This is a genomic window from Amycolatopsis ruanii (assembly GCF_003385175.1).
In the GTDB taxonomy this organism is placed as follows: Bacteria; Actinomycetota; Actinomycetes; order Mycobacteriales; family Pseudonocardiaceae; genus Amycolatopsis_E; species Amycolatopsis_E thermalba.
The window spans coordinates 24,012-40,708 of the sequence record NZ_PQHY01000023.1 but is presented as its reverse complement, the minus strand read 5'-3'; the positions used below and the strand labels follow the sequence as shown (position 1 = coordinate 40,708).

At 71.1% G+C, this 16,697-nt stretch carries 20 protein-coding genes, 1 tRNA gene and 1 pseudogene; 11 read left to right on the top strand and 11 right to left on the bottom strand.

The genetic code is table 11. The annotated features are described in order from the left end of the window. Window positions 1-152: 152 nt before the first annotated feature. Complete coding sequence (locus D0D28_RS15200) at window positions 153-431, bottom strand: PASTA domain-containing protein (RefSeq protein ID WP_233157337.1); 279 nt, start codon at window positions 429-431, stop codon at window positions 153-155. A gap of 242 nt (window positions 432-673) precedes the next feature. On the opposite strand from D0D28_RS15200, the gene D0D28_RS15195 reads away from it, so the two are divergent. Next, entirely contained in the window at window positions 674-1,015 is a 342-nt protein-coding gene (locus D0D28_RS15195) for a hypothetical protein (protein WP_233157336.1), read from the top strand. A gap of 55 nt (window positions 1,016-1,070) precedes the next feature. Next, a complete protein-coding gene (locus tag D0D28_RS15190; protein WP_116110990.1) occupies window positions 1,071-1,610 on the top strand; it encodes a DUF305 domain-containing protein in 540 nt (179 codons plus the stop codon). A 39-nt stretch (window positions 1,611-1,649) separates the two neighbouring features. On the opposite strand, the gene D0D28_RS15185 is transcribed toward D0D28_RS15190, so the two are convergent. From D0D28_RS15185 to D0D28_RS15170, 4 genes are all read right to left on the bottom strand, one after another. Beyond that, a complete protein-coding gene (locus tag D0D28_RS15185) occupies window positions 1,650-1,913 on the bottom strand; it encodes a DUF3040 domain-containing protein (protein ID WP_116110989.1) in 264 nt (87 codons plus the stop codon). A 274-nt stretch (window positions 1,914-2,187) separates the two neighbouring features. Then, window positions 2,188-3,408 carry an MFS transporter gene (locus tag D0D28_RS15180; RefSeq protein ID WP_116110988.1) on the bottom strand — a complete coding sequence of 407 codons (1,221 nt, stop codon included), beginning with the start codon at window positions 3,406-3,408 and terminating at the stop codon, window positions 2,188-2,190. Between the two features lie 231 nt (window positions 3,409-3,639). Then, a complete protein-coding gene (locus D0D28_RS15175) occupies window positions 3,640-4,392 on the bottom strand; it encodes a ZIP family metal transporter (RefSeq protein WP_094006447.1) in 753 nt (250 codons plus the stop codon). Between the two features lie 133 nt (window positions 4,393-4,525). Then, the gene (locus D0D28_RS15170; RefSeq protein WP_233157335.1) at window positions 4,526-4,726 is read right to left on the bottom strand and encodes a MerR family transcriptional regulator; all 201 of its coding nucleotides are present in this window, start codon (window positions 4,724-4,726) and stop codon (window positions 4,526-4,528) included. Window positions 4,727-5,196: 470 nt separating this feature from the next. On the opposite strand from D0D28_RS15170, the pseudogene D0D28_RS15160 reads away from it, so the two are divergent. Both D0D28_RS15160 and D0D28_RS15155 read left to right on the top strand, forming a co-directional pair. Then, window positions 5,197-5,376, top strand: a pseudogene (locus D0D28_RS15160) (helix-turn-helix domain-containing protein); the annotation flags it as partial. 141 nt (window positions 5,377-5,517) lie between these two features. Then, window positions 5,518-5,943, top strand: a complete 426-nt coding sequence (locus D0D28_RS15155; protein ID WP_116110987.1) for a hypothetical protein — start codon at window positions 5,518-5,520, stop codon at window positions 5,941-5,943. Here the strand turns inward: D0D28_RS15155 and D0D28_RS15150 are convergent, their stop codons facing one another. Then, a complete protein-coding gene (locus D0D28_RS15150) occupies window positions 5,944-6,705 on the bottom strand; it encodes a GntR family transcriptional regulator (RefSeq protein WP_116110986.1) in 762 nt (253 codons plus the stop codon). It lies immediately after the preceding gene. A 92-nt stretch (window positions 6,706-6,797) separates the two neighbouring features. Further along, on the bottom strand, window positions 6,798-7,004 hold the full coding sequence (locus D0D28_RS15145; RefSeq protein WP_094006392.1) for a helix-turn-helix domain-containing protein: 207 nt from the start codon (window positions 7,002-7,004) through the stop codon (window positions 6,798-6,800). A 62-nt stretch (window positions 7,005-7,066) separates the two neighbouring features. On the opposite strand from D0D28_RS15145, the gene D0D28_RS35655 reads away from it, so the two are divergent. Next, on the top strand, window positions 7,067-7,225 hold the full coding sequence (locus tag D0D28_RS35655; protein ID WP_158224446.1) for a hypothetical protein: 159 nt from the start codon (window positions 7,067-7,069) through the stop codon (window positions 7,223-7,225). Between the two features lie 79 nt (window positions 7,226-7,304). On the opposite strand, the gene D0D28_RS15140 is transcribed toward D0D28_RS35655, so the two are convergent. Continuing rightward, window positions 7,305-7,377 (bottom strand) — tRNA-Lys (locus D0D28_RS15140). A gap of 111 nt (window positions 7,378-7,488) precedes the next feature. Here D0D28_RS15140 and D0D28_RS15135 point away from each other — a divergent pair. Continuing rightward, window positions 7,489-7,827: a P-II family nitrogen regulator gene (locus D0D28_RS15135; protein WP_094006391.1), complete on the top strand. Its 339-nt coding sequence runs from the start codon at window positions 7,489-7,491 to the stop codon at window positions 7,825-7,827. Here D0D28_RS15135 and D0D28_RS15130 read toward each other — a convergent pair. The 3 genes from D0D28_RS15130 to D0D28_RS15120 form a co-directional block, all read right to left on the bottom strand. Further along, window positions 7,824-8,231: a hypothetical protein gene (locus D0D28_RS15130; RefSeq protein WP_094006446.1), complete on the bottom strand. Its 408-nt coding sequence runs from the start codon at window positions 8,229-8,231 to the stop codon at window positions 7,824-7,826. The genes D0D28_RS15135 and D0D28_RS15130 overlap by 4 nt on opposite strands. Then, the gene (locus tag D0D28_RS15125) at window positions 8,224-8,589 is read right to left on the bottom strand and encodes a hypothetical protein (RefSeq protein WP_116110985.1); all 366 of its coding nucleotides are present in this window, start codon (window positions 8,587-8,589) and stop codon (window positions 8,224-8,226) included. Before D0D28_RS15125 ends, D0D28_RS15130 begins: the two co-directional genes overlap by 8 nt. Window positions 8,590-9,047: 458 nt before the next feature. Continuing rightward, on the bottom strand, window positions 9,048-9,455 hold the full coding sequence (locus D0D28_RS15120) for an acyl-CoA thioesterase (protein WP_094006389.1): 408 nt from the start codon (window positions 9,453-9,455) through the stop codon (window positions 9,048-9,050). Window positions 9,456-9,587: 132 nt separating this feature from the next. Between D0D28_RS15120 and D0D28_RS15115 the strand changes: the two genes are divergently transcribed. The 5 genes from D0D28_RS15115 to D0D28_RS15095 all read left to right on the top strand — a co-directional run bounded on the left by D0D28_RS15115 (window position 9,588) and on the right by D0D28_RS15095 (window position 16,627). Beyond that, window positions 9,588-11,219 (top strand): thiamine pyrophosphate-dependent enzyme, encoded by a 1,632-nt coding sequence (locus D0D28_RS15115; RefSeq protein WP_116111016.1) that lies wholly within the window; start codon window positions 9,588-9,590, stop codon window positions 11,217-11,219. Between the two features lie 182 nt (window positions 11,220-11,401). Next, a complete protein-coding gene (locus tag D0D28_RS15110) occupies window positions 11,402-11,605 on the top strand; it encodes a cold-shock protein (protein WP_094006388.1) in 204 nt (67 codons plus the stop codon). 162 nt (window positions 11,606-11,767) lie between these two features. After that, window positions 11,768-13,159: a hypothetical protein gene (locus D0D28_RS15105; protein WP_240323210.1), complete on the top strand. Its 1,392-nt coding sequence runs from the start codon at window positions 11,768-11,770 to the stop codon at window positions 13,157-13,159. After that, window positions 13,159-14,115, top strand: coding sequence for a glutamate ABC transporter substrate-binding protein (locus tag D0D28_RS15100; RefSeq protein WP_094006386.1), 957 nt, complete (start codon window positions 13,159-13,161; stop codon window positions 14,113-14,115). The genes D0D28_RS15105 and D0D28_RS15100 overlap by 1 nt, the downstream gene beginning before the upstream one ends. A gap of 13 nt (window positions 14,116-14,128) precedes the next feature. Then, on the top strand, window positions 14,129-16,627 hold the full coding sequence (locus D0D28_RS15095) for a serine/threonine-protein kinase (protein ID WP_094006385.1): 2,499 nt from the start codon (window positions 14,129-14,131) through the stop codon (window positions 16,625-16,627). Window positions 16,628-16,697: the final 70 nt, after the last annotated feature.

Sequence of the window (16,697 nt, the reverse complement as noted above, 5' to 3'; positions counted from 1 at the left end):
TCTCCATGTTCCGTTCCCTGAATCTGTGCCCCGGAAATGGGCGGAACGGAATGGTTCCGTGCGGCGCCGCCGGGTGTCAAAGCAGTGTCAAAGGCTGGGAATCACCCACCGGAATAGTTCCCGGTGTCACTCTTTCGAGTGAGGAAACCCGATCAGGCGGGCTGCAGGGTGTCCGCTTCTTCGGTCGGCGGCGGCGTGATCGGATCGTCCGACGGGCGGCGGCCGTGCTGGGTGATCAGGACGACCGTGGCGCCCTGCTCGGCGCCGGCCGTGCCGATGGGCGCCTGCGCGACGACCACGCCGTCCTCCGGCGCCGGCATCCCCTCGGGCCCGGCGGGGACCAGCCCGGCGCGGCGCACGATCGCGCACGCGTCGTCCGCGCCAAGGCCCACGACGTCGGGCACTTCGACTACCGGCCGGTGTCGCCGCATGCGACCAGTCTAGGCGCAGATCGACGACGTTCGCCGGAGCGCGGAACCGGGTATACCGGACGGGTCGACCACGACCGAGGAGGACGTCATGGTGCATCCCGTGCCTCCCGGTCCCGAGCCCATCCCGCCCGGGCCGGGTCCCGAACCGGTGCCGCCGCCCCCGCCCGAACCGCCGGTACCGCCGACGCCACCGGAGCCACCGATGCCGCCGCCGGATCCACCGCTGTCGATATCCTGACCGCGTGACGGTGACCGGCTGGCGACGAGTGGTGCTGCTGTGCCTGCTCGCGTTCGGCCTGGTCGGCATGCACCACGTCGCCGGGATCGAGCACCCGCACAGCCCGGCGGTGACCGTGGTCGCCCACGCCGGGCAGCCCCACGGCGACCACGGCGTGACGCACGACGCGTTCCACCTGTGCCTGGCTGTGCTGCTGGCCGGGGTCCTGCTCGGCCTGTGGATGCTGCTGCGTGCCGCGCCGGCCCCGCCGCTGGTGCGCCGTCCCGCCGGTCGTCCCCGCTCGCGGGCGCCGGACCGGCCGTCCGGTCGCGCGGTGCTCGCCGGCCTCTGTGTGCTGCGGCTGTGATCGGCGCTCGCCCGCCAGATTCGCAGTAGCAAACACACGAGAGGTTCCTCTTCCCATGCGCAAGATCATGGGCGGCCTGCTGCTGGCCGCCACCCTGCTCACCGGTTGCGGCGCCGAGCCGCACGAATCGCACGGCGCGGCCACCGAACAGGCCGGTCACAACCAGGCCGACGTGGAGTTCGCCCGGATGATGATCCCGCACCACGAGGGTGCGCTCGAGATGGCGAAGCTGGCGCCGGAGCGCAGCACCGACCAGCGCGTGCTCGACCTCGCCGCCCGCATCGAGCGGGCGCAGGACCCGGAGATCCGGCAGATGCGCGACTGGCTCACCCGGTGGGGCGCACCTGCCGCACCGATGGACCACTCGATGCCGGGCGCGATGAGCCACGACGACATGGCGATGCTCGAGCACGCCACCGGCGCCGAGTTCGACCAGCGGTTCCTGCGGATGATGATCGAGCACCACGAGGGCGCGGTCGAAATGGCGCGGACCGAGCTCGCGCAGGGCACCAACGCCGACGCGAAGGCGCTGGCCCAGCGGATCATCGACACGCAGCAGGCCGAGATCACCGAGATGCGGGCGATGCTGCCCTAGCTCGCGGCGGCGGGGCGGGCCCGGCGCCCGGCCCGCCCGTCACGGCCGGATGGCGCCGATCCGCAGGCACACGCCCGTCGTCAGGCTCAGGATGCCGACGAAGAGCAGGAACACGTGGGCGGCGACCGCGCCCAGCCCGACGAGCACCCCGCCGAGCACCATCAGCGTGACGCACAGGAGCCGGCGGGACAGGCCCAGGTGGTGGAAGCGGCCTTCACGCAGTGCTCTGGTCAGCTCGGGATCGCTGACCTCGAACCACTGCTCGATCGCCCTGAGCTGCTGCTGCTCGTTCCGGCTCAACATGCTGCCGCCCCTGGGTCGCCGTTGACTGGTCTGCTCCGGCGGATACCCGCATCAGCGCAGGTCAATCCGGGTTGACCCACCCGTGCTACGGCCGCCGCACCACCCGGTGAACCGACGAGCCGGCACCGGTTGTCCGCCTTGACCAGCGGCGTGGCCGCGCGCGAGCCCGGCCGCCAGTCCGGAAAGATCCACAGTGGACCGGTGTGAGCCGGTGGTGGTCCCGCGGTCGATCAGCCGCAGCGGCGGCTTGGACTCGACGCCGGTCGCCTGCCCGTCACGCCACCGACGGAGCGAGCACGGGTTCGACGACCTGCCGGCGTGCCCGCTGCAGCGCGAGCGTCGCCACACCGGTGGCCGCGAGGGTGACCACGCCCGCGACCAGCAGTGCCTCGCTCGCGCCGAACCGCTCACACATCCAGCCGAGCAGCGGGGCACCGGTGGCGCCCGCGGCCGCGGCGACCGCGCCGTCGATCGAGAGCACGCGGCCGCGCATGTCCTCGGCCGAGTCGAGCTGCAGGCGGGTGCTCTTGGCGGTGTCGATCAGGACCGCGCCGGCCGCGATGGGCAGGATCACGGCGCCGAACCCGAGCATCCCGGGCAGGAAGCCGCTGACGGTCTGCAGGACGCTCGTCACCGCGGCGGCGCCGAGCAGGAGCGGGAGGGTGAGCTCCCGCACGCGAGCCGCGATCACGCCACCGATCACCGTGCCGACGGCGAACACGGACGACAGCAGACCGTAGCCGGCGGCGCCCGAGTTCAGCGGTCCCTGCGCCATGGCGGCCATGGTGACCTGGTAGTTCCGGCCCAGGCCGGACAGCACGAAACCGAGCGTGAACAGGACGATCAGCACGTGGCTGCGGCGCACGTAGGCCAGGCCCGCGCGCACCCCGGCGCGTTCGGCCCTGGCGACGGCGAGCGGGTGCAGCTCGGCCGTGCGGATCACGAGGACCGTGACGATCACGGCGATGAAACTGGCCGCGTTGAGCGCGAAGAGGAGCGCGTCGCCGACCGCGGCGGCGAGCACGCCGGCCAGGCTCATGCCGAGGACGCGCCCGGCGGAGTTGATGATGGAGCCGAGCGCGAGGGCGTTGCCCAGGTCGTGGCGGGGGACGACCTGCCCGGCGAAGCGGCCCAGCGCGGGGGATTCGAACGCGCCGACCATCCCGGCGACGGCGGTGAGGCCGTAGATGCCGGCCAGCGGCATGTCCTGCCACACCAGGACGGCCAGCAGCAGCGCGATCACCAGATGGGTGGTCTGGCCGGCGAGGATGATGCGCCGGGGCGGGAACCGGTCGGCGATCGCGCCCGCCCAGGGGCCGACGAGGAGCGCCGGGAGGGTCGAGAGCAGGACCGACAGACCGACCGAGGTGGCCGAGCCGGTGGAGGCCATCACGACCCAGTTGAGGCCGAGCACCTGCATCCAGGTACCGGTCACCGACACGAAGTCGGCGGTCGCCCACAGGCGGTAGTTGTGGTTTCCGAGCGCGCGGATCATCGGCGGCAGTTGTCGCCGCAAGGTCTTTCCTTCCGAAGTGCCGGGGCGGTCCCGAACGGGTCCCGGCGGTGGGACGTGCGTCAGGCCCGGGCAGGTCGGCGCCCGGGCCTGGATTTCCCGGGCAGGCGCCCAGGAGCGCGCTCCACGCTACCGGCGGGTTCGCCGGCTGTCCTTGTGTCGATGGCGACAGTGGGCGCTGCTAACACTTCGCCACTGTGGCGAGGGCCGCAGTCAGCCCAGCCGCTCCAGGGCGAACGCGGTCAGGAACCCGGCCGCCGTGATCAGGCCGGTCACCAGCTGGGCCTCCTCGAACGCCTCCGGCACCATGGTGTCCGCGATCATCGCGAGGATCGCGCCCGCCGCCACCGCCGTGATCACCGCGATCGTCTCCGGCGCGGCTCCGCCGAGCACGAGGTTCCCCAGCAACGCGGCGACCCCGCTGGCCAGGGCGATCCCGCCCCACACCCCGAACACGTACCGCGCGCCGCGGCCCGCCTGCTTCATCCCGGCGGCGCTCGACAGCCCCTCCGGCACGTTCGAGATGAACACCGCCGCCAGCACCGACACCCCGATCCCGCCGCCGCCGAGCAGCGACAACCCCAGCACGACCGACTCCGGCACCCCGTCCAGCAGCGCGCCGATCGCGATCGCGCTGCCGCTGCCCTGCACGTCGGACTCCGACGGCTGCCGGTCGTGCGACCGCTTCCGGTGCCGCGCGCCGCGCCGCGCCAGCCCGGCGTTCGCCAGCACGTACGCCACGGCGCCGCCGAGGAACCCGATCGCCGTCGGCAGCAGGCCGCCGGTGCGTTCGGCCTCGTCCATCAGGTCGAACGCGAGCGCCGAGATCAGCACCCCGGCCCCGAAGGCCATGATCCAGGCGACCACGCGCGACGGCACGCGCACGAACCACGCCACCGCCGCGCCGATCACCAGCGCCGCACCGCCGACCAGGCCCCACACCCCGGCCTCGAGCCACTCCGGCATCCGCATCCCCTCCGCACACTCGTCCGGCACGGTCATCGTCCCGTGCCCGGTCGCGTCGTGCTCGGTTCCGCCACTCGGCCGAGGCTGAGAAAGCGCTTACTTCGCCGTCGCCAGATCGTCCTATTCGGACCGGTCAGGGCTCGTCCGTGCGCCGTTCCCGCAGCGCGTCGAGCTGTTTGCGCACGTCTTCGACGTCCCAGCGGTACTGGCCGCCGGGGGTGATGAGCGCCGGCCGGATCCAGCCGCGTTCGGCGTAACGGCTGATCGACCGCCGAGACAGGCCCAGCTCGGCCGCGAGTTCACCCGAGCCCACCGTGCGTCGGCGTGCAGTCATGATCGTCACCGTATTGGGTGACATGCGGGGTGCGCGCGGCCCATGGCCCTCTTGACCCGCATAGCCCCGTTGTCCTTGTTGACCCAGTTGGGTTATTGAGGTCCTCGCGGGGAAGCGAAACCATCGGTTCGAGCCCGCCCGCCGACTCCCATGTCCCGGGCAGGTCCCGGGCGGGCTCCCATATCCTCGCGGGTGTGCGCTTCCCGGCCTCGTAACAGGCGTTTCGGCTCGTCCGACTGCACGACATGGTGAGCCGCCGCGTCTTCCGGCGCCTGCGGTGTCCTGGGTGCGGCCGGACGCGCCGGGAAATGCGCGTGTTCGGCACACCGCGGCACGACGAGTCCGGGAACGTCAAGCCGCGTCGGCAGGTGCGCCGCGAACTCGACGCGCAAGCGGACGCCTGGCGCCCAGAGCCCCGTTGCGACCGGTGCCGCTAGTTTTGGAGCAGCCGCTCCGTTACGGTTCCGGTCGTGCCCCGGCCCCGCGTGCACGACCTCGACCGGCTGCTCGACACCGCCGAGCGCCTGGTCGCCGAGGACGGCGCGGTGTCCGTCCGCAGCCTCGCGGCGGCCGCCGGGGTGTCGAACGGCGCGATCTACCACGCGTTCGGCTCGATCAACGCGCTGCTCGGCCGGGTGTGGCTGCGCGCGGACCGGGACCACCATGATCGCCGTGACCATCGCACCTGCATCCTTCCCGCGCGCACTTGACCGGCTGGTAACGGTTAGAACCCGACTCGTCCGATAGCCCTCCTGACAACCGACAGGAGTGAGCAATCCCCGAAGCGGCTGGTGTGGCCTTGGGTATTCCTCGCCGTCGTCATCACGGCCTCGGCGCTGGCGGTCGTCATCACGCTCATGGTCACCTCCGGCGAAGAGGACCGCGGCCCGACGACATTCACAGTCACAGGGACCTTCACTCTGAAGGACGGAGTTACCGCCTATGCGCCCGACGGAGGCGACTGTCAGGGGAGCCGTGGCTACAGCGACATCTCAGGTGGTGCCCAAGTCACGGTTTACACCAGTTCCGGTTCCGTCGCAGCGATCGGGCAGCTCGGACCAGGACGGCACGGGCCGAGCGTGTCCTGCCAGTTCGACATCGTCATACCGAATGTCCCAACCGGCCAGGGCCCGTACCAGATCGAGGTCAGCCATCGGGGCAAGATCGGCTTCAGCGAGCAAGAGGCCAACAGGGTCGCGATCTCACTCGGGAATTGATTACTCGGCTTCCCACTCGTAGACGAGGCGGTATCGGTCCGCAGCCATGATGATGTCGTTCATCTCCAGGGCGACGCCGTCGGTGCGGAAGGCCAGGCGGGTCACGGTGAGCACCGGCGTGCCAGGTGGCAGCTCGAGCTGGGTGCGCTCCTCGTCCGTCGGCATTCGCGCGCCGACGTCTTCCATGAATTGGCTGATGACGTGGCCGGCCTCTTCGAGCCGGGCGTAGGCGCCGCCCTTGCCGGTGTCGACCTCTTCGAGCACGGTCCCGCGCGTGAACTCCCGCGGCAACCGGCTCACCGCAAGCTGCACGATCAAGCCGTTCGCGCGCATGACGCGGTCTCGCACGGTGACCTCGTCGCCCTCTGCGATGCCGAGCAGTTCCGCAGCGCGGGCATCCGCGGGCTCGAACCGGATCCGCACACTGGTACTCGGCGTGAAGCCCTGGCGCGCGGCGTCGGCTAGGAAGGCGCCTTCGTTCCGGGCGCGCGCGGCTCGGGACAGGCGAGACCGGGCGAGTCGAGTGACGCTGGCCGGCGGGCGGACGAACACCCCAACACCATGCTTGATCGTCACCAAGCCGTCGGCGGCGAGCAGCCGCATGGCCTCGCGCACTGTCCGGCGGGAGACGTCGTACTGCTCGACGAGCTGGGTCTCACTGGGCAGCTTCGAGCCAGGTTCGTACTCGCCGCCGCCGATCTTCTCCCGCAGCGCGTGTGCGATCTGCCGGTAGACGGCTACTCCGCTGGACGGATCGACCATCGCTGAATTCTCCCAGTTGTCTGCTCGTGCTGACCACTGCCTACCTCTGTGTCACCCTCGACACGTGTACTCATCTCCACAAGTACACGAGTCTACGAGTCATCGGAGGGGGCCTCGTGGTCCCGTCGCAGCTTGGCGATCTGCGCACGCACGTCCTGCAGGTCCCACCGGTAGTGCCCGCCCAGCGTCGTTTCCGTCGGTTTCAGCAGGCCGAGCTTGACGTACCGCGTCAGCGTCCGCGCAGAGATCCCCAGGACCTCGGCCACCTCCGGAGTCCGCAACAGCCGACGCTTGATCATCACCCGGCCACTGTCCCGCTTGACTCGATTGGCTGGACGTTTGGCGCAAGACGGTAGCGACCGTGCTCGACGATGCGGGTCTGACGACCACTCAGATCGCCGACCAGCTCGGCAACACGCCGCGGGTGGTGGAGAAGCACTACCGGGCCAAGCGGGTCAGCAACGAACATGCCGTGGCTGCCTTGGAGTCGATGTTCGGCACCGATGATGAGGAGGAATGAAAGTGTGCAGTTTTCGTGCAGTCCGGGTTCCTGGGGTCCGAAATGAAGAATCCCCCAGGCCGTTGACCTGGGGGAAGAGTGGGGCGCCTGGGGCTCGAACCCAGAACCTACGGATTAAAAGTCCGCAGCTCTACCAATTGAGCTAACGCCCCGTGAGGTCAGCTTAGCGACCATCGCCACCCAGTCCGGTCCGGGGTGGTGCCCGTGTCGCCGGCGTAGGGCGCTTCTAGTGTGGCCGGACGCCGGGGAAGAAGGAGCACCGAGTGAAGCTGCTGACCGCTGTCGTGCGGCCGTTCGTTCTCGATGGTGTTCGGCAGGCTCTCGAGCAGCTCGCGGTTCTCGGCATGACCGTGACCGAGGTGCAGGGCTACGGCCGCCAGAAGGGGCACCGCGAGGTCTACCGCGGCGCCGAGTACCAGGTCGACTTCGTGCAGAAGCTCCGCGTCGAGGTGTTGCTCGACGACGAGCTCGTGGAACGGGCACTCGACGCGGTCGTCCAGGCGTGCCGGACCGGGCGGATCGGTGACGGCAAGGTGTGGGTGACCCCCGTCGACACCGTCGTGCGCGTTCGCACCGGCGAGCGCGGGCCGGACGCCATCTAGCGGCGCGCGGTCCGCCGCAGCCAGAGCAGGCCGATCACCGGCAGCACCAGCGGGATGAACAGGTACCCCTCGCCGTAACCCGACCACACCGTGGCATCCGGGAAGGCCTCCTGGTCGAACACGCTGAGCGTCCCGACCACCAGGACCCCGAGCAGCTCGATCCCGATCGCCGCCACCGCCAGGCGGAACGACAGCTCCCCGCGGCGCGCCAGTGCGACCGTCGCCACGATGTAGATCACCGCGGCCAGCGCGGACAGCGTGTAGGCCAGCGGCGCCTCGTGCCACTTCGTCGAGATCTGCACCGCCGCGCGCGACGTCGCGGCCAGCGCGAAGATCCCGTACACCGCCACCAGGATCCGGCCCGGCCCCGTCGCCACCGTCCGCCGCTCCGAACGCTCAGCCATGCCCGGCACTCCAAATCTGGTGGATCCGCTCGACCATCACCGGGATCGCCAGGCACGCGACACCCAGGATGACCGTGCTCGACCGGCTCCGCTCGGCCAGCGCCCACGCCGCCCCGGCCGGCAGGATCACCAGCGAACCGACGAGGTAGGCCAGGTAGGTCACCATGCTCCCGGGCCGGTCACCACCGATCAGCAGCACGATCCCGACCACCAGCTGCGCGACGATCAGGACCTCGACCACCCCGAGCGCCACCAGCAGCGCGCGCCCCGGCTCCCGGCCCCGCGCGGCGGAGACGAAGGCCCACACGGCGACCAGCGCGGCGCTCACCGCGACGGCCACGCCGAACCCAGTGATCACCGATCCTCACCCACCGTCGAACACCACTTCCGACCGCAGCTTAGCCGCGTGGCGCGCACCACCGGCCGCCAGGAGCAGTGGCGACGGAAAATAACCGACCGGTTCCGCGGCCACCCGGATGGCCGTACCGTGCCCGATCCGCCGATGACGCGATGACCTGTGCAGAGGGGCCCGGACCCGGACATCGTGTGGCGAACGGGTGGTGGAAAGCCCACGGGCCTCACTGCCGGTGAACCCGAAACCCCCGCCACGCCGCCGGTTCGGCGGTGCGACGTGCCGCCGCCCGCGAGCACCATGAACGAGGGGCAGTGCTACCGAACCGAGGGGGATCGGGTGATCTTCCAGTTGAACTGGCGTGGAAACCCGGAGCGGATACTGACGACGATCTTCGCGCAGGCGACCGACCGGATGCCGGGCCTGCGGCCACCGGGCCGCTGCCGGCTGCGCGCCTGCCCGTGTCAGGCCAGCGCCTCCAGCGACTCCCGCAGCTTCCCCTCGACCGGCACGGGCCGCCGCGTCTCGCGGTCGACGAACACGTGCACGAAATGACCCTCGGCGACCGGTTCGCCCCGATCCTCGCGGAAGATCCCGATCTCGTACCGCACGCTGCTGCGCCCGAGGTGCGCGACCCGCAGGCCGATCGACAGCACCTCGGGGAACGCCACCGACGCGTGGTAGTTGCAGTGCGATTCCACGCACAGCCCGATCACGCCGCCGTCGTGGATGTCCAGCCCGCCGCGCTCGATGAGGTAGGTGTTGATGACCGTGTCCATCAGGGCGTAGTGGACGACGTTGTTGACGTGCCCGTACACGTCGTTGTCCTTCCAGCGGGTGGGCACCTGCTGCCAATGCGGGTACGAGGTCACGGGCGGCAGCTTAAGGCCTCTACTCTGGGGTGATCGTTCACTCGTAGGGAATCTCAAGATCACTTGACCGGAGTAGCGCCGCGCTGGGAACCTCTTCCCATCGGGTACCAAGAGGGATGGACCGTTGCCGAGATCACGGTCCGCGTGCTGGTCGACGCCGGGGTCCGGCGTGCCTACACCGTGGCCGGGAACTCGTTCCTCGAACTCCTCGACGCCCTCCGGTTCGAACCGCTGATGGCGTTGGTCACAGCGCGCCAGCACGCGGGCGCGGCGTTCATGGCCGAGGCCGAGGGCAAGCTGCGCGAGGTCCCGGCGCTGCTGCTCGGCGGCCCCGGCCCGGGCATCGCGGACTTCCTGGTCGCCGTCCGCTCGGCCCACCAGGACGGCTCGCCGATGGTCGTGCTGGTCGAGGAGCGCGCGAGCGTCCAGCTGGGCGGCCCCGGCATCCAGGACGAGGTCGCCCAGCTGGACCCGCTGACGCTGTTCGGCCCGTTCGCGAAGTGGACCGGCCGCGCCGAGACGGCCGCCCAGGTGCCGGTGCTCGCCGCGCGGGCGGCCCGCGCCGCCCGGGACGGGCGCCCGCGGCCGGCGATCCTGGCGGTGCCGGCCGACTTCTGGGTCGCGCCCTTCGACGGCGTCATCCCGGAGCCCGAGCCGCGCCTGGACGACACCGGCGCGGTGCTGCGGTCCGCGCACGAGGTCGCCGCCCTGCTGGCCGACTCGCGCTACCCGGTGGTGATCGCCGGCGGCATCGGGCGCAGCGCGCGCAAGAACCTGATCGCCGCCGCCGAGCAGCTCGGCCTGTCCGTCTACACCGCGTTCCGCCGTCAGGACAGCTTCCCGGAGAACCACGCGCGCTACGCCGGTCACCTGGGCGTCGGCATCCCGCCCGGGCAGCTGGACGCGCTGGAGCGGGCCGACGTGGTGCTCGCCATCGGCACCCGGCTGGACGAGGTGACCACGCAGAACAACCGGTACCCGCTGTCCGCGCAGACGCTGGTGGTGATCGGCCCCGGCCTGCCCGCCACCCACCGGCGCGGCCTGACGTTCCGGATCGACTGTGAGGCCGGTCCCTTCCTGCGGAAGCTGGTGGCGGTCGGCGTCGCCCGGTCGCGGCGCAGCTCGGCGGCCAACGCGGCCACCCACACCCACATGACCCCGCCGCGCACCAGCCCGGACAACCCGCTGGTCCACCCGGCCGACGTGGTCCGGGTGCTGCGCAAGGTCGCGCCCGAGGACACCGTGGTGACCGCGGACTCGGACTCCACCGCCCGGTTCGTGCACCGGTACTGGTGCTTCACCGAGCCGCACACCCAGGTGGAGCCGCCGGACGGGGTGCGCGGCTACGCCGTCCCGGCCGCGCTCGGCGCGAAGCTGGCCGCCCCGAAGCGCACGGTCGTGGCCGTGATCTCGGACGCCGCGGCGATGATGACCGGGCAGGAGCTGGAGACCGCGGTGCGCTACCGCGCGCCGATCCTCGTCGTGGTGTTCCAGAACGGCCTGTACGCCGACATCGCCATGCACCAGGCGGCCAAGCACGGTCGCTTGAACGGTGTGTCACTCACGGCGGTGGACTTCGCGGCGTGGGCCCGCTCGTTCGGCGCGGCCGGTTACACGATCGAATCGCCCGAGCAGCTGGAGCCCACCTTCACCCGGGCGCTGCAGCACCAGCGCCCGAGCGTCGTCGACGTGCGGACCGATCCGGACGTGATCGATCCGGACACCAGGCTGTCCGCGCTGTTCCAGCGGTCACGCAAGAGCTAGCGCTTCCGCCGGATCTGTGATCTACTGGTGGAGGTCTTCGAAGATTTTGTGTTCGTGTTCAGGCACGCTCGCAAGATTTGGCGGGCGTAGTGGTTCCCCACTCGGGGAGGCAAACCGATCCGTCATCGACCCGGTGCATCGAACCGGTGTGCCGTTTGTTTGCAGTATATGGAGATTTTTGCATGGCTCAGGGCACCGTGAAGTGGTTCAACTCCGAGAAGGGGTTCGGCTTCATCACTCCCGACGAGGGCGGCGGCGACGTCTTCGTCCACTACTCGGAGATCCAGGGTCGCGGCTTCCGCACCCTGGAGGAGAACCAGCGGGTTGAGTTCGAGATCGGCCAGGGCCAGAAGGGTCCGCAGGCCACCGGCGTCAACGTCCTCTGATTCGACTTCGAACGGCAGCCCCCGTCTCCTCGTGAGGCGGGGGCTGCCGTCGTTTTTCCCACCTTCGACAACAGTGTTCACAATCCCGCCGACCTCGGTCCGGAAGATCGTGTCGTCCGGTACCTTCATGCGCGTGTGGTTCGAGGGCGAGGGGTGGAACCGATGACTGCTACCGCGACGCGGCCTGCCGTGCCCGGTGGCCCGGGCGGTGGAGTGCCGGAACCCGCCGCGTCCCCGAACGTTCCGCGCGGTGGCCTGGCCGGCCTGTTCGACCTGCCCGGCGCCGCGGTCCGCGGCATCGCGCGCTCGGCCCGCACCACACCGGGCCGGCTGACGGTGATCGCGGTCGGGCTCGTCGTGCTGGCGCTGGTCACCGGGGTGGTCGCGACGATCACCCTGCAGGACCGCAAGAACACGATCAACGACCTCATCGACCACCGCGAGCCGCTGGCCGCGGCCTCGCAGGAGGTGTACCGGTCGCTGTCGGACGCCGACGCGACCGCGCCGGGCGCGTACCTGGCGAGCGGCGTCGAACCGCCGTCGCTGCGCCAGCGCTACGACACCGCGATCGCGCGCGCCGGGGTCGCGCTGGCCAAGGCCGCGTCCGACTCGGCCGGCGTGCCGGAGGCCGCCGCGCAGGTCGAGATCCTGACCCGCCAGCTGCCCGTCTACACCGGCCTGGTCGAGACCGCCCGCGCCAACAAGCGGCAGGGCTTCCCGGTCGGCTCGTCCTACCTGCTCGAGGCCTCCAGCCTCATGCGCACCACGATCCTGCCCGCCGCCCAGGACCTGTACCGGATCGACACCGACCGGCTGGCCGAGGAGCAGGACGACGCGAGCGGCTTCCCGTGGGCCACCACGCTCCTGGTGCTCGCGCTGCACGCGGCGCTGATCGCGACCCAGGTCTACCTGACCCGCAAGACCAACCGGGTGCTGAACATCGGGCTGGTCCTGGCGACCGGGGCCACCGTGCTCGCGCTGCTGTGGGGTGCGACGGCGGTCACCGTGCAGAGCGTGCTGGTCAGCAGCGGCGACTCCGAGGGCAGCCACCAGGTCGACGTGCTGGTCCGCGCCCGCATCGCGGCGCTGCAGGCCCGCGCGAACGAGATGCTGACCCTGGTCGCGCGCGGTGACGGCGGCACCTACGAACAGGAGTTCAACACGCTCGCCCCGCAGGTGACCGGCCTGCTGAACGAGGCGCGCGGGTTCGCCACCGGGGACATGGCCCGCGAGGTGCAGGGCGCGGCGGACAGCGCCGAGCGGTGGCTGAACACGCACCAGGAGATCCGCGCCAAGGACGTCGACGGCGCCTACTCCGACGCCGTGAAGCTCGCGGTCGACTCGTCGGTCCAGGGCGGCGCGGCGACGACCTTCGCCAACCTCGACGACGCGCTGGTCGCCGCGATCGGGCACGGTAGGCAGGCGTTCCTCGACGACACCCGGGGCGGCGACCGCGCGCTGACGCTGCTCGCGCCCGGCTTCGCGGTGCTCGCCGTGGTCGCCGCGGCGGGCGCCACCATGGGGATCAGGGACAGGCTGAGGGAGTACCGCTGATGGCTCGGGGGAAGGTGGCCGCGCTCGTGGCGGCCGTCGCGTTGCTGGCCGCCGGTTGCGGCAGCGCCGGGACGCCGGCCGACCCGGCGCCGGTGGGTGACGTGCAGGCGCCGATGCCGGCCGGGGTCGGCGGCGGCGATCCGGGGCGCGGCAACGGGGCGGACAACAACTGCGACACCCGCAGCCTCTCGCCGAGCGGGTCGATCCCGTCCGGGTCGACGATGGACAAGATCCGCGACCGCGGCCGCCTGATCGCCGGGGTGGACCAGACCAACTTCCTGTTCGGCTTCCTCAACCCCTCCAGCGGCAACCTGGAGGGCTTCGACATCGAGATCGTCAAGCAGATCGCCGCGTCGATCTTCGGCCGGTGGGAGGGCCACATCCAGTGGGTGGCCATCCCGTCGTCGGCGCGGGAGGACGTGCTGAAGGATCGCCAGGTCGACATCGTCGTGCGGACCTACAGCATCACCTGCACGCGGATGAAGGACGTGGCGTTCTCCGCGCCCTACTACCAGGCCGGGCAGGCGGTGCTGGCGGCGAAGAACTCGGGGATCCGCGGCCTGCCGGACCTCGGCGGCAAGCGGGTGTGCGCGGCGAAGAACTCGACTTCGCTGTCCACGATCAGCACCGCGCCGTCGCGCCCGATCCCGGTGTCGGTGAACAACTGGTCGGACTGCCTGGTGCTGATCCAGCAGGGCCAGGTCGACGCGATCTCCACCGATGACGTGATCCTCGCCGGCATGGCGCGGCAGGACCCCAACCTGGAGGTCGTCGGCGAGCCGTTCACGCGCGAGTACTACGGCGTCGGCATCCCGCTGGGGCAGGACGACATGGTCCGGTTCGTCAACGCCGTGCTGGAGAACGTCCGCAACGGCGGTGCCTGGCAGAACACGTACCGGTACTGGATCGAGCCGGCGCTCGGACCGGGTTCGCCGCCGTCCGTGTCCTACCGCTGAGGGGGTGTCCACAGTGTCCGAAGAGGAACGTCGTCCGCGTCACGCACGCCCGGACGACCGGCCGATCACCGGTTCGCTCGCCGACGAGCCCGGCACCGGCTGGAGCAGGCCGGCCGACGAGCTGAGCGGCTCCCGGCCGACGCCGATCGGCGAACCGGTGCCCTCGGCCGCCGAAACGCAGATCATCGAGCCGGTCCGCCCGCCCGCGGAACCCGTGCAGCCGGACGACGTGCAGCTCACCAGCGTGCTCGCCTCGCCCGCCCCGATGACCGAGATGATCCGGCCACCCGCGCCGCGGCCCGAGCCGAGCGGTCCCGGTGTGCTGCCGGACCCGGGCACGGACAGCGTGCTCCCCGAGCGGTCCAGCGGTCACACCGGGTCGGGCAGCCAGCCCGGCACCGGGCCGGGCACCGGAACCGGTGCTTTCCCGGGTACTTCCCGGCGGACCGGGCGGCGGACGCGCCGCGGCCGTCTCGGCGCGGGCCTGGTCGAGGTCCCGCCGGTGCCCTACCGCGATCCGGCGTCCGCGGTGCTGAAAAACCCGGTGGTGTCGGAGGAGAAGCGGTACTGCGGCAACTGCTCCGCCAAGGTCGGCCGCGGCTCGGCCGGGCCGGAGGGCGTGTGCGAGAAGTGCGGCACCGCCTACTCGTTCCTGCCCACGCTGCAGCCGGGCGACCTGGTCGGCGGGCAGTACGAGGTGCTCGGCGCGATCGCCTACGGCGGTCTCGGCTGGATCTACCTCGCCAAGGACCGCAACGTCAACGACCGCTGGGTCGTCCTCAAAGGACTGATCGACACCGGGGATCCGACGGCCGTCGCGGCGGCGGTGAACGAGACCCGGTTCCTGGCCGAGGTCGAGCACCCGAACATCGTCAAGATCTACAACTTCGTGCAGCACCCGGACGCGCGCACCGGGCACGCCATCGGCTACATCGTGATGGAGTACATCGGCGGTCAGTCGTTGCGCCAGCTCGCGCTGGCCCACCAGCGCGCCGCCGGCCGTCCGGAGCCGCTGCCGATCGCGCAGGTCATCGCCTACGGCCTGGAGATCCTGCCCGCGCTGGGGTACCTGCACAGCCAGGGGCTGCTGTACTGCGACCTCAAGCCGGACAACGTGATCCAGACCCACGAGCAGCTCAAGCTGATCGACATGGGCGCGGTGCGGCGGATCGACGACTACACCAGCCCGCTGTTCTTCACCACCGGCTACAGCGCGCCGGAACTGACCACGCACGGCGCGTCGATCGCGTCGGACCTCTACACCGTGGGCCGCACGCTGGCCGTGCTGAGCTTCGAGTTCAACGGCTACACCACGAAGTACAAGGCCGGGCTGCCCACGCCGGACGAGATCCCGCTGTTCAAGCTGTTCGGCTCGTACTACCGGTTCCTCAAGCGCGCCACGCACCCCGATCCGGACCGCCGGTTCCTCTCCGCCGAGGAGATGGCCGACCAGCTCGCCGGGGTGCTGCGCGAGATCATCTCGATGGGCACCGGGAAACCGCGTCCCGCGGTGTCCACTGTGTTCGGTCCGGAGACCAACGCCTTCGGGGTGGATCTGGTGGTGCCCGAGGCCGGCTGGACGGTGCCGCTGCCGGACGCCGTCGAGGTGGTGTCCGGCCTGCCGATCCCGCAGGTCGACACCGACGACCCGGCGGCCGGTGTGCTGGCGACGACGACGGCCGTGGACCCGCGGTCGGCGATCGACGCGCTGGCCGGCGCGCCGCCGGACTCGATCGAGGTGCGGCTGCGGATCGTCCGCGCGCGCATCGAGCTGGGCGAGCTGGCCGAGGCGAGCCGTCAGCTGCAGGCCGCGCAGTACCTGGCGATCCGGGCCGGGTACCCGCACGACTGGCGGATCGACTGGCACCGCGGGCTCATCGAGCTGGCCGGCGGGCGGCCGCGCGTGGCGAACGTCGCGTTCGAGACCGTGTACGACGACCTGCCCGGTGAGATCGCGCCGAAGCTCGCGCTCGCGGTGAGCGCGGAGGGTATCGGTGACTACTTCACCGCGGCCCGGTTGTACGAGCAGGTGTGGCGCACCGACCGGACGTACGTGAGCGCGGCGTTCGGGCTGGCGCGCGTGTACCTGGCGCAGGGTGCGCGGGCGGGTGCGATCGAGGTGCTGGAGTCGGTGCCGTCGGCGTCGACGCACTACGTCGCGGCGCAGGTGGCGGCCATCAAGATCAAGACGCGGGCGAGCGGGCCGAACACGTCGGTGAGCGAGGCGGACCTGGTGGACGCGGGCGCGAAGCTGGAGCACCTGCGCCTGGACGCGGAACGGCGGACGCGGATCTCGGCGGAGGTGCTGGAGGCGGCGTTCACCTACGTGCAGGGCGCGCCACCCGGCTACCGCACGGCGGCGAAGGTGCTGGGCTGCGAACTGTCCGAACGCGACGTCCGCTTCGGACTGGAACGCTGCTACCGCACACTGGCGCGGCTGGCACACACGCCGGGCGAGCGCATCGAGCTGGTCGACCGCGCGAACTCGGTGCGCCCCCGCACGCTCACCTGACACAGGCGGCACGCGCCGGCGGACCCGCCGCCTCGCGCGACGGGTTTGCTGCTCGTCGCGCCGTGTTCGC

Excerpts from the sequence above, each read along its gene's own strand:
- D0D28_RS15105 (WP_240323210.1), top strand. The coding sequence starts at position 11,768 with ATGACTGCTACCGCGACGCGGCCTGCCGTGCCCGGTGGCCCGGGCGGT.
- D0D28_RS15200 (WP_233157337.1), bottom strand. The coding sequence starts at position 431 with ATGCGGCGACACCGGCCGGTAGTCGAAGTGCCCGACGTCGTGGGCCTT.
- D0D28_RS15190 (WP_116110990.1), top strand. The coding sequence starts at position 1,071 with ATGCGCAAGATCATGGGCGGCCTGCTGCTGGCCGCCACCCTGCTCACC.
- D0D28_RS15110 (WP_094006388.1), top strand. The coding sequence starts at position 11,402 with ATGGCTCAGGGCACCGTGAAGTGGTTCAACTCCGAGAAGGGGTTCGGC.
- D0D28_RS15185 (WP_116110989.1), bottom strand. The coding sequence starts at position 1,913 with ATGTTGAGCCGGAACGAGCAGCAGCAGCTCAGGGCGATCGAGCAGTGG.
- D0D28_RS15130 (WP_094006446.1), bottom strand. The coding sequence starts at position 8,231 with ATGGCTGAGCGTTCGGAGCGGCGGACGGTGGCGACGGGGCCGGGCCGG.
- D0D28_RS15145 (WP_094006392.1), bottom strand. The coding sequence starts at position 7,004 with ATGATCAAGCGTCGGCTGTTGCGGACTCCGGAGGTGGCCGAGGTCCTG.
- D0D28_RS15175 (WP_094006447.1), bottom strand. The coding sequence starts at position 4,392 with ATGCCGGAGTGGCTCGAGGCCGGGGTGTGGGGCCTGGTCGGCGGTGCG.
- D0D28_RS15170 (WP_233157335.1), bottom strand. The coding sequence starts at position 4,726 with ATGACTGCACGCCGACGCACGGTGGGCTCGGGTGAACTCGCGGCCGAG.
- D0D28_RS15150 (WP_116110986.1), bottom strand. The coding sequence starts at position 6,705 with ATGGTCGATCCGTCCAGCGGAGTAGCCGTCTACCGGCAGATCGCACAC.
- D0D28_RS15180 (WP_116110988.1), bottom strand. The coding sequence starts at position 3,408 with ATGATCCGCGCGCTCGGAAACCACAACTACCGCCTGTGGGCGACCGCC.
- D0D28_RS15100 (WP_094006386.1), top strand. The coding sequence starts at position 13,159 with ATGGCTCGGGGGAAGGTGGCCGCGCTCGTGGCGGCCGTCGCGTTGCTG.